Genomic DNA, 12,396 nt, shown 5'->3' on the forward strand with positions numbered 1-12,396 from the left:
CTTCGCTATCTCATTACATATAAATAAGACGGTGACCGCCGTTCAAATCCGGTTCAACTGCCAGCAGTTGGTCCAACCAGCGCTCGCCATAACGTCCAATATAATAGTAGCTATTGATCGTCCGCTCCTGCGGCTTGTTAAACGGATAAAGGGAATGAGCGATTCGATCCAACCGACGCAATCCCACCTCATGCTGCTTTTCGACCGCATGAACACTTTTACGATACAGGTAGTCGATCTGTGCTTCTATTTTATGCTGATTATTGTCAGCAATATGCAGAAGCGCCGGATCGACGTCAGATAATGACTGCACAAACGGATGATACAGCTCAGTAAACTGCTTACGCAGCTGCTCGAAACGCGCATCCAGATTGTAATCCTCCTGCTCGCTAAGCCAGCCTTGACGAATCTCTTCAAACCGTTGACGTACATCGTCAAAGGTAAGATCAAATTGCTGCATAAGCTGCTGAATCTTTTCCTCCACCATCGTAAACGACATGCGCGGTACAATTGGTGGCATTTGCAAGCCCAGTACGTCAAACGCCTGACGCGTTAACGCCCAGTAAGCGATCTCGCCTGTTCCTAGAATCGTACCCAACACTGGAAATAGCGATTCCTGCATCAGCGGACGCGTCAACACATTGTTGCTAAAGCGTTCTGGATGCTGCTCTACCATATCCAGCAATTCCTCGCGGGTAAAGGTGACTAACCCTTTGCGGTCCGTAAATAAACCATTTCGCTTGAACAACAACAAACGCTCGTTATTGTACACTTCATCGGTATGGATATAAAACAGATTGGCGCTATCCTCAGCAACGGTTGCCTGCTCCTCGTAACCAGCAGCCCGAACCTGCTCTGCCGATGCCACATATGCCTTCGTCAAATCGTCATTGTGCTGAATGATGTTGCGGAATACCGGTTTTTCTAGCTCACGCAGATCGGGATGATCCGAATCCAGCAAAATCAAGCCAAAGCGACCGAACAAACGACCCAGCTGACGGGCAAACGCATCGCTCAGATTGTCGGACTGCCGCATACATCGAGACAGCTCTGCCATCCATTCTGCTTTATGCTCGCTATCCGGCAACAGACTTTCAAACTGGTGCAGCACTGGCTGAATATGAGCTTCGGTAATCTCCGTACGACTCACTGGTGAATGACCACCGCGTTCATGCTCCATGCGAATTTTGACTGCTTCTCCGTGCAGATCGGGCAAATACGTATGATTAACTTCATCCCAATCATGATCTTCCCCAGCAATCCAGAACACCGGTATCACTGGGCGTCCTAGCTTCGCCGAAGCTTCACGTGCGGACAGGATGAGTGTAACGACTTTATAAATAACCAGCAGTGGACCGGTAAACAGACCGCTCTGCTGACCACCTACCACCGTTAGCGTATCTTCCTGACGCAGCGTATGCAGTGCTTGACGCACAGCTTCATGATCGTTATAGGCAAGATTGTAAGTTGTCAGACAATCCACTAACGCTCCACGCTCAATCCGGGAGTGCTTATTTTGATCCAGCCAGGCGGCACGCTGCGCCCATGTCTGCGGATCAGTCACATTCATATTATACAAGCTGCTTACCGATGCAAAATCATTAATATACCGCTCTGCAAGCGGCTGATTCGCAGGTAGCCTCTCCGGAACTACATTCATGGGGTAAGGTCCTCCTCATCGTTGTTACTTAATGTAACTTTCTAAACCTTATTTGATTGTACGAAAGTATCCAGTTTTAGTCAAAGCATTCAACCATCTTTTTTGTATTTTGAAAAAAACAAAAAAACCGCCAATATTATGGCGGTTTTTGCATATCATTGATTAGTTGATCGGTTGAGCAACCCAGTGTCCCTGCGATACTTCAATTAGTTCAGAGTTGTCGAGGTCGAATGGATCTTTCGGAGCGCCCGGATTAGCGGACTCTACCGGTGCTTGTTGCTCATCCGGCAGCAGGATTCTGCGTTTGTTCACTTCTACCTCTGGATCTGGGATCGGAATCGCAGACAACAGGGTTTTGGTGTACGGATGCAGTGGGTTAGCATACAGTTCTTCACTTTCTGCCAGTTCCACGATTTTACCCATGTACATAACAGCAACGCGGTCACTGATATGTTTTACCATAGACAGATCATGCGCGATAAACAGGTATGTCAGACCGAGACGCTGTTGCAGATCTTCCAGCAATTTCACAACCTGTGCCTGGATCGAAACGTCCAGTGCCGACAACGGCTCGTCACAGATGATGAATTTTGGATTGACTGCCAGTGCACGGGCGATACCGATACGCTGTCTTTGACCACCGGAGAACTCATGCGGGTAACGCATTGCATGGCTAGCGTTCAGACCAACCATGTCCAGCAGTTCTTCTACGCGTTTTTTACGTTCAGCACGGCTGCCTGCCAGACCATGAATGTCCAGCGATTCACCAATGATGTCCATAACGTTAAAGCGTGGGTTCAGAGATGCGTATGGATCTTGGAAGATCATTTGCATATCTTTACGCATTGCTTTCATCTTACGTGGGGACAGGCTGAAAATATCTGTACCGTTAAATTTAACGCTTCCTCCCGTTGGCTCATACAGACGCAGCATCGTACGACCTGTTGTGGATTTACCACAACCGGATTCGCCTACAACGCCCAGTGTTTCACCTTCGTAGATTTTGAAGCTGATGTCGTTAACAGCTTTGAGGATATTGCCTTTACCCAGATTAAAATGCTGACGCAGATTGCTTACTTCTACGAGTGGACGAGTTGGATCAAGACCAGCAATGGCAGAAGCCAGCTTCGGTTTTTTCGGCTCGTCCAGACGCGGCAACGCGCCAAGCAGACGTTTGGTGTACGGATGTTGTGCGTTTTTGAAGATTTCGGAGGTTGTGCCTGTTTCGACAACATCCCCTTCTTTCATAACAACGACGCGGTCACACATGCCAGCAACAACGCCCAGATCATGCGTGATCAGAATGATGGAAGTACCCAGCTTTTGCTGCATATCTTTCATCAGATCGAGAATTTGCGCTTGAATCGTTACGTCAAGTGCTGTAGTCGGCTCATCGGCAATCAGCAATGCCGGACGGCAAGCGAGTGCAATCGCGATCATGGCACGTTGACGCATACCACCAGAAAATTGGTGCGGATAATGATTGAAACGAACTTCGGCATTTTTGATGCCGACCAGTTTCAGCATTTCGATCGCTGATTTTTTCGCTTCTGTCGCAGACAGCTTTTGGTGCTTGCGCAACACTTCTGTGATTTGTTTACCGATTTTGATGGTTGGATTCAGCGAGGTCATCGGATCTTGGAAAATCATACCGATGTCTTTACCGCGAATTGTCTCCATTTGCTTATCGGATTTTTTCAGCAGGCTTTCGCCCAAGAAAGTAATGTCTCCACTTTTAATAATAGAAGGCGGAGAAGGAATCAGACGCATAATTGTTTGAGCTGTTACACTCTTACCGCTACCGGACTCCCCGACAATACCCAGCGTTTCCCCTCTGCCAATCTCGAAATTGACATCTTTAACGGCTTTAAATTCACCGGCACGAGTATTGAAGGATACGCTCAAATTTTGTACTGATAAGATTTTCTCCACTAAGCCCACCTCCTATGAATTATTTTTTCAGTTTCGGATCCAGTGCGTCACGCAGACCATCACCCAGCAGGTTAAATGCCAGCATAGTCAAACAGATCAGACCAGCAGGGAACCACATACGCCAAGGATACAGATTCCAACCTTGCAGCGCATCATTGATCATAGAACCGAGCGACGATACAGGTGCTTGTACACCTAGACCGAGGAAGCTCAGGAAAGCCTCGGAGAAGATCGCACTTGGAACGGAAAGCGTTACTGTTACGATAATAGGTCCCAGTGCATTTGGCAACAGGTGTTTGAACAATTGGCGTCCTGCACCTGCACCCATGGAACGTGCTGCGAGAATGAAATCTCGGTTTTTCAATTGGATAATCTCACCACGGACAATCCAAGACATCGTTACCCAACCAGTTACGGCGAGTGCGAAGATGATTGTCGGCAGACCTGGCTCCAGAACAACGAGCAACAGGATTACGATCAGCAGGTAAGGAATCGAGTACAAAATTTCGGAAATTTTGTTCATGATCTCGTCGGTACGACCGCCTGCATAACCCATAATTGCACCGTAGATGACACCGATCAGCAAGTCAATCAATGCTGCGGAGAAACCGACGATCAGGGAAATACGTGCGCCCATCCAAGTACGAACCCACATGTCACGGCCGAGATTATCGGTACCGAACCAGTGCTCACCTGAAGGCGGTTTGTTGGTATTCATCAAATCATTGCTGTAATAGTTAAACGCCACCATATGTGGACCGATAATTGCCATAAGAATAATAACCAGCAGTGTTCCCAAACTGATCATGGCTACAGGATTGCGAGTCAAACGATACATTGCATCCTGGAACAGGGAGACACTCTTCTGCTGTGCAGTCGGATCAATCGTTACATCACCCGGTGTAGGGTTTGGAGTTTGGTTTCCATTTGCTGCCAACGTTTATGCCCCCTTTTTGCCTGACAGTTTGATACGAGGATCAATCAGAACATATAAGATATCTGTAATAAAACGAGCCAACATCAGAATAACGCCGTAGAAGATCGTTACACCCATGATCATGGTATAGTCACGGTTGGTAATACTTTCTACGAATACTTTACCGATACCGCCGATACCGAAGATTTGCTCGATAACGACCGAACCTGTAATAACGTTCGCTGTCATAGGTCCAACATAAGTAACAACTGGCAAAATACCGTTACGTACAACGTGACGTGTCATGATGGTAAAGCCGTTCAGACCTTTGGCTTTGGCTGTTTTGATGTAATCGGAATTCAGTACCTCGAGCATGCTAGAGCGAGTCAGACGAGCGATAAATGCAATCGGTTGAACAGCAAGTGCTGCGACCGGCAATACAAAATCGCTTGGCTTACTAAAGCCCATAACATCGAACCAACCCAGTTTAAGGGCAAATAGATACTGAATAAGCGTTGCAAGCACAAAGCTCGGAACCGCTATACCGAGAATCGCGAGTATCATGGCTACATGGTCAATCAATTTACGATGATACAATGCTGCTACCATACCGAGTATAATACCGACCACAATCGAAATAATGATCGCAAAAATACCGATTTGCAGGGAAGGCTTAAATGTTTGTGCAATGCGTCCGGTTACGTCCTGATTTTGATATTTCATGGAAATACCAAGATCACCTTGAACAATGTTACCTAGATAACGAACGTATTGTACCGGAATAGGCTGGTCCAGTCCGTATTGCGCCATCAAGCGCGCTTTAATTTGAGGCTGTACAGCCTTCTCGGACATGAACGGATCGCCCGGAATGATTTTCATCAGAAAAAATGTCAGTGATACCAGGATAAATAGAGACACTAGCATAAAGAAAAATTTGCTGGCGATATATCTAACCATTTCTCCGGAGCCCTCCTTTGTTAGTTGTTAGATTTTACGTTCAACCATAATATTCCTTCCACAGTTCGCAAAAAACTGCGTTCATATTCATATCATTTAAAAGAAACAAGTTTAAAAACTTGCAATATTCAACGTTATAAAAAGCAATATATGGTAAAACGCAAAACACACATAAAAGCGGGATATATATGGTTGGAAAGTCCCCACATATATCCCGCAGCAATCATCTAACTGCCAAATAAGTTATTGAATTATTCGAAATACGCTTTAGAGAAGTCAACTGCACCACTGAAATCAACTACAATACCTTTAAGATTTGGTTTTACAAGAGAAATACTAGTGTAGTAGTAGATTGGCATAATTGCCATATCGTCTTGAATCAGCATTTTCTCTGCTTGCGCCATATCTGTCATGCGTTTTGCGTTGTCTTGCGTCGATTTTGCATCAGCAATCAGTTTGTCATACGCGGAGTTAGCGTAACCAGCGTCATTGTTACCGCCTTTTGTTACCCACATATCCATGAATGTCATTGGATCATTGTAGTCAGCTGTCCAACCAGCACGAGCGATTTGGTAGTTACCGCTTTGACGGTTGTTCAGGAATACGCTCCACTCTTGGTTTTCGGTTTTAACATCGACACCCAAGTTTGTTTTCCACATATCTGCAATTGCCAGAGCCACTTTTTGGTGAGCTTCACTGGAGTTGTAGATCAGTGTGATTGCAGGCAGTGTAGTGATACCTTCTTCTTTCATACCTTCTGCCAGCAATGTTTTAGCTTGTGCTACATCTTCAGTAAAGTAGCTGTCTTTAACCTCTGTGCGGTATTCTTCGTTTTGACCTTTGATACCCGGAGGTACAAAGCCATAAGCTGGAATTTGACCGCCCAGTGTTACGTTATCCACAATCGCTTGACGGTTGATCGACATAGCGAATGCTTTACGGATTTTAGCGTTATCGAAAGGTTTTTCTTTATTGTTGAATTCATAGTAGTACGTACTTGCAATACCTTTTGCATTGAATTGGTCTGGGTATTGTTGTTTTGCAGCAGGGATTTGATCGGTTGGGATCTCACCAGTAGGTGCACCAGCATAATCCAACTGACCGCTCTGGTAACTTGCATATTCAGTTGCGCCAGAGTTCACCAGGGAAGAAGTGATTGTGTTCAGCTTGATGTTGCTTGCATCCCAATACTTATCGTTTTTCGTCCAAACCAATTGCTGACCTGTAGTCCAGGTAGTCATTGTGAATGGTCCGTTGGTAACCATAGTATCTGCTTTGGAAGCCCATTGAGGATTGGCTTCAACATTCTTTTTGTTTACAGGATAGTACGTGTAGAAGGAAGTCAGACCCAACCAGTATGGAGCCGGATCTTGCAGCGTTACTTCAAGCGTTTTGTCGTCAACCGCTTTTACGCCAACCTGGGAGAAATCTTTGATTTTACCAGTGTTGAAAGCTTCGCCGTTTTTCAGGTAGTAAAGCTGGTAAGCATATTCAGATGCTGGAGTTGTGTCTGGGCTCAATACGCGTTGCCAAGCATAAACGAAATCTTCTGCTGTTACAGGCTCGCCGTTGTTCCAGGTTGCATTATCACGAAGGTGGAAAGTATATTTCAAACCGTCTTCGGAAACGTCCCATTTCTCAGCTACGCCTGGAGCTGGATTACCATCCGCGCCCATGCGTGTCAGACCTTCGTACATCAGCTTCAGGGCAGTATTTGTTTGGCTATCTTTTGCCTGAGCTGGATCAAAAGTTGGAGGTTCAGCACTCATATTGATCTTGAGATCTTGTGATGCTGTCGTTCCTTCTCCTGATTCTCCACTTGTACCTGTGCTGCTGTTAGAACCGCTGCTGCATGCTGCAAGCAATGATCCGAACGCCAGTACGAGTACCATAAGTACTAACCAACTTTTCCTTTTCATCTAGCAGTTTCCCCCTAAAAAAATGTGGTATATGCTTTTAGATTATACAACCAGTGGTCAAAAAAATCTATATCTCAACGTTAAAAAAATCGTTTTTTTTCGTTTTTTTCAACATTTTTGTCACATTGCAGCGTAAATTAGGCTCCACACCACGGTCGAATACCTGACATCAAGCAATTTTTTACCAATTTTCGACACGTTTAGCGTGATATGTATTGTAAAATCGCGATCAATAGCAGGACGATGTAACCTAAGCTCAGAAAGAAAAACGAAAGTCTCCATACCGCTCGAAATAATCGCTGGAAATCAACTTTGCCCTTCATTCGGTTCTGAGCGCTTCCAATCAAGCCGATTGCAAGGAGCAAAATAAGCAAAAAGATGTAAAACCCAAGCCCGCTATTAAACGTTGTGTTAAATAAAGCTGCCACCGAAATATACAGAAATGGTGTCGTCACATCCATAGCGGAGGCGATTGCCTGCTTTTTATCCTTTTTGCGCAGAATCATAATGAAATAAGTAGCGATAAAAGGAATAAAGGGAACAAGGCTTAAAAATATGGCGCCATTCAGCAGCCAACCAAACAATCCTCCCATTTACGGAGCCTCCTCTACTGTCAATGGTTCAATGAACTGGCATATCCATTCATGCGTTTCTGCACGATAACCGGTGCGACGCGCCAGCTCAGTGATCGTGCCGTTGATCCAAGCGATTTCGGTACGCCGATTGTGCTGCACATCTGCAAGCATGGATGAGGTATTCGCTGATGTCGCACGACATATACTAAGCACGTCATCCCACCATTGTGGACACCACGGAATATGATTTCTTTCATATACCTCAACCGCTTCCATGAACAACCGTCGCATCAAATTCATCCGCTTGTCGCTTGCCAGCAATTCTCCGTTCGGCACGCGCCATAATGCGGTTAAAGGATTGATCACGGCGTTGATGATCAACTTCCGGTATACTTCCTTCCCGATATCTTTCGACAAAGAAGATTGGAATCCTGCCTTTTGAAACAAATTTATTAAAAAAGACAGGTGATCATGTTCATGCTGCGTGCATATTGTCATATTAGATGTTGCATCCTTCGAACTATATAAGCTGTTCATTTGACCTATGACTGTTTGTCCATGACCCGCATGGGTCACTTGATTGTCGGATGATTTCTTTGCGCCTTCTGTCGTAATCGCGGCATAAACCTGCCATGAGGTAGGCCAAGGATTATCTGCGCGCACCCCATTTTGCATACAAATAATGGTAGTGCCATCCTTCACTCGATCATGGAGCTGCTGGATGAACGAATCGGTAAGATGGGTCTGTTTGATGGTAACGATTACAATATCAGCTGGTGGCAAGGATGCAGGGTGCTGCTCCTCTGTACAATAGATAGCAGTACCGGAAGCTGTATGAGGAACTATCTTTTGCGGTTCTGCTTCATCATGATCGCAGAATAGTATGCCTTCGCTGACAATCCGATTTACTTGCTCGCGTCTGCGACACCATAAGTTTAACTGGTCATCCGCAAGATATGGCGACATTTTGCTATAAAAAAGTAAACCTAATGCTCCTCCGCCCCAAATATCAATGATCATATGGTTTCCCTCCTGCTGGTCAATACGATACAATAAACATAAGCATGTTAGCTTACTACTCACTAGCTAATCAAATGGAATCAAAGCTCTCTATCTGCTCTATCACCAACTGTGTGTGTTCAACATACACAATCGATACATAGGTTATCCACTAAAAAGGAATACTAATTATTTATTATACAAGGAGGAGACGATTCATGAAACCATTTCATACAAATCCACGGGTCGTCTGTCTTGTTTTATGCGGCACCTTATTGTTCCCTTGCCTTATTCTACCTTCTGCTCACTCTGCTGCTTCGTCATCACTGGTTACGTCCTCTTCACAATCTGCTCCCAATATGAATCAGTTGGATGAGCATACCCGTGCCTTGCTAGAGGATAGCTTGTCAGTACATGAATTGGATCAGGAAATTGCCCGAGTGCAGCAGGAACAGCAAGCTGCACAGCATCATTATCGACAGTTGGAAAAGGATCTGGTCGTTCGCCAGCATGAACTGGATCAAGCGAGACAACAATCGGATCGTGTGCTGATTGCTTATTATACGGGAGAAAGAGAACAGCTATGGGCAGCTTTGTTTAGTAGTGGTAGCTTATCAGGTATGATTACTTTTTATGAATATTATCGCATGATTATTGATCATGACCATGATATTATGCAGTCCTATCAGCAGCAATACAATGAATTACAATCCAAACGCAATGAGCTTGCTGGAACCTCAGCAGAGCTGCAACAAATCGGTAGCCGACTGCAAGAACAGAAAACGCGGGTTGTACAATTGCAACGTCGCATTCATAGCGGACTGGCAGGTTCCTCGAATGCACAGGTTACACGCGAGCTGATGAATGAATTCAATGCGTATTGGGAAAATATTGGTTTATATGAAGTAAAAAATTATTTTCGTATTCTGGCGCGCTCAATGGATCAATTTCCTTCCTTTTTAAAATCTCAGCCGGATGCGGTTCAGATGCGAGGGCGTAATTATACAATTACGATCAGTGAACAACAATTAAATGATTTTTTGCATAGTCAAGCAGGTATGCCAGAAAGCTTTCAATTCCTTTTTACAGATCAGGGCATTGTAGTGAATGGCTCGGAAGGAAATCTGAAGCTGGAGATTACCGGACATTACGAAGTGGAAGAACAGCCACAAAATTCCCTTCGATTCCATGTAGACCGTTTGGTATTCAATGGTCTGACATTACCAGACACCACTAGCCAATCGTTAGAAAACCAGTTTGATCTTGGCTTTTATCCGGGGCAGATTATTTCGTATCTCAAAGCGAAACAGGTGATCATGACCGGGCAGAATATGCAGATTGAGCTGCAATTATCTCTCTAACAATGAAATCAGTACCTTGTCATAACCAAAAAACGCCGAGCTGCGAATAGCAGTCGGCGTTTTTTTGATTATGGTGCCTTGATTCATATCACATGATACGTGTTACAGTAGATAATCCTTCACCAATTCGTACATGAAAGCCATTCGCAGTCTAGAGCAGATCGGCAGCAAGTTGAGCGAGTTTGGAGCGCTCGCCTTTCTCCAGCGTAATGTGACCGCTAATGCCTTCTTGTTTGAAATGCTCGACTACATGCGTTAATCCATTACTGATGGAATCCAAATACGGATGGTCAATCTGATCTGGGTCACCGACGAGTACAATTTTACTACCTTCACCAACACGGGATACGATGGTTTTCACTTCGTGGCGAGACAGATTTTGTGCTTCATCAATAATGATAAACTGCCCCGGAATCGAGCGACCACGAATATAGGTGAGTGCTTCCACTTGAATACTACCAAGCCCCATCAGAATTTTATCAATATCGCCAGCTTTTTTCGTATCAAATAGAAATTCCAGATTATCGTAAATCGGCTGCATCCACGGACGTAGCTTTTCATCCTTTTCTCCCGGAAGATATCCAATGTCTTTCCCCATCGGTACTACCGGACGAGCGATCAGCAATTTTTTGTATTTTTGCTCGTCTTCGACTTTGGACAGAGACGCGGCAAGCGCTAGCAGCGTTTTACCAGTTCCTGCTTTCCCATTGATTGTTACGAGCGGAATATCATCATTAAGCAGCAGTTCCAGCGCCATCCGCTGTTGCGCATTACGGGCAGCGATGCCCCATACCGGCTCATTACTCAGGAATAGCGGCTCCAATCGGCTACTATCGGCACTCACTTTGAGCAATGCCGATTTGGCGCTGCCCATTTCGTCTTTTAAAATAACAAATTCATTCGGATGCAATACATAACTGAGATGTAACGAAGATACCGGCAAAAACCGATGGCTATAAAATTCATCAATCACCGATGGATGTACCTTGAACGTTGTATAGCCTGTATACATCTCATTCGGCTCGGCAGCACGGTCGGATAAATAATCTTCGGTCTGTACGCCAAGTACATCTGCTTTGACCCGAACAAGCACATCCTTACTAACCAGTACAACGTGACGACCACTATGGGCTTCGTCCTCTTCCATTTTATAGTTTAGTGCGACCGCCAAAATGCGGTTATCGTTTGTAATCTCGCCAAACATTTCCTGCACGCGAGCAAAGCTGCGATGGTTCAATTCCACACGGAGCGTACCGCCGCTTTCCAGCTGTACTCCATCATGCAAATGACCTATTTCACGCAGTGCATCCAATGAACGGGAGACACCACGGGCATTACGACCAATCTCGTCGGCATTGCGTTTTTTGGAATCAATCTCTTCCAAAACAACGGCGGGGATAATCACATCATTTTCCTCAAAAGCGAAAATGGCATTCGGATCGTGAAGAAGCACATTGGTATCCAATACAAAAATCTTTTTCATGGAGAGTCCCCCCTGGGTACGAATTGTTTGTGATCGCTGATGCCTCCAGTTGATGCTTCCCGCTTCCTGAACCGCCAAGCCTCACCCTCCTCTGAATGAAAACCAAAAAAGCCTGACTGTGTTCAAAGCCAGACCTTTCCCATCCCATATACAGGCGTACACCATTGCTTGTCTTGAACATCTCCATGACAGCAGACGAGGGCAATATTCATCATTCCACAACAGGTAACAACGTTGCAGCTTGCAGTGATGTATATCGATTGCGGCATACGAATGTCCCCCAGTCACTTGCTTGAATGTCTGTAAAGGTAGATGCAAGCATAGTATAGCACAAATATTGCACATGTAAAACGTGAGGATTGTTGTCTTGGTTTCTTGCGATTTCTATATTATCCTGCTTGTTATACAAAGACTCTAACTCCAATAACAGCCCAAATAAAAAACGACCCACCTTCTCCTGAATAGGAAAAGGTGGGTCGCTTGATGTAAATGGACGATCGTACTAATCGCAGAGCACATGCCATCATCTATACGCGTATACATGTACAAAATTAGCATCTACCGGATGCGTTTCTTTCATGTATCCGCATGAGA

9 protein-coding genes are annotated in these 12,396 nt (G+C 45.0%); 1 reads left to right on the forward strand and 8 read right to left on the reverse strand.

Going from position 1 to position 12,396, the window contains the following annotated elements:
• Positions 1-13: 13 nt before the first annotated feature.
• From bshC to ABXR35_RS12155, 7 genes are all read right to left on the reverse strand, one after another.
• The gene (gene bshC, locus ABXR35_RS12125; protein WP_367060099.1) at positions 14-1,660 is read right to left on the reverse strand and encodes a bacillithiol biosynthesis cysteine-adding enzyme BshC; all 1,647 of its coding nucleotides are present in this window, start codon (positions 1,658-1,660) and stop codon (positions 14-16) included.
• Between the two features lie 162 nt (positions 1,661-1,822).
• The gene (locus ABXR35_RS12130; RefSeq protein ID WP_367060102.1) at positions 1,823-3,592 is read right to left on the reverse strand and encodes an ABC transporter ATP-binding protein; all 1,770 of its coding nucleotides are present in this window, start codon (positions 3,590-3,592) and stop codon (positions 1,823-1,825) included.
• A gap of 19 nt (positions 3,593-3,611) precedes the next feature.
• Positions 3,612-4,478 carry an ABC transporter permease gene (locus tag ABXR35_RS12135; RefSeq protein ID WP_367061400.1) on the reverse strand — a complete coding sequence of 289 codons (867 nt, stop codon included), beginning with the start codon at positions 4,476-4,478 and terminating at the stop codon, positions 3,612-3,614.
• 54 nt (positions 4,479-4,532) lie between these two features.
• On the reverse strand, positions 4,533-5,465 hold the full coding sequence (locus ABXR35_RS12140) for an ABC transporter permease (protein ID WP_367060104.1): 933 nt from the start codon (positions 5,463-5,465) through the stop codon (positions 4,533-4,535).
• A gap of 251 nt (positions 5,466-5,716) precedes the next feature.
• A complete protein-coding gene (locus ABXR35_RS12145; RefSeq protein WP_367060107.1) occupies positions 5,717-7,384 on the reverse strand; it encodes a peptide ABC transporter substrate-binding protein in 1,668 nt (555 codons plus the stop codon).
• A gap of 200 nt (positions 7,385-7,584) precedes the next feature.
• A complete protein-coding gene (locus ABXR35_RS12150) occupies positions 7,585-7,977 on the reverse strand; it encodes a DUF3397 domain-containing protein (RefSeq protein WP_367060110.1) in 393 nt (130 codons plus the stop codon).
• Complete coding sequence (locus ABXR35_RS12155) at positions 7,978-8,979, reverse strand: ketopantoate reductase family protein (RefSeq protein ID WP_367060113.1); 1,002 nt, start codon at positions 8,977-8,979, stop codon at positions 7,978-7,980.
• Between the two features lie 197 nt (positions 8,980-9,176).
• Here ABXR35_RS12155 and ABXR35_RS12160 point away from each other — a divergent pair, with 197 nt between their 5' ends.
• Positions 9,177-10,319, forward strand: a complete 1,143-nt coding sequence (locus tag ABXR35_RS12160; protein ID WP_367060116.1) for a hypothetical protein — start codon at positions 9,177-9,179, stop codon at positions 10,317-10,319.
• Between the two features lie 151 nt (positions 10,320-10,470).
• Here the strand turns inward: ABXR35_RS12160 and ABXR35_RS12165 are convergent, their stop codons facing one another.
• A complete protein-coding gene (locus tag ABXR35_RS12165) occupies positions 10,471-11,802 on the reverse strand; it encodes a PhoH family protein (protein WP_367060119.1) in 1,332 nt (443 codons plus the stop codon).
• Positions 11,803-12,396 lie beyond the last annotated feature (594 nt).

Source organism: Paenibacillus sp. JQZ6Y-1, from assembly GCF_040719145.1.
GTDB lineage: Bacteria > Bacillota > Bacilli > Paenibacillales > Paenibacillaceae > Saccharibacillus > Saccharibacillus kandeliae.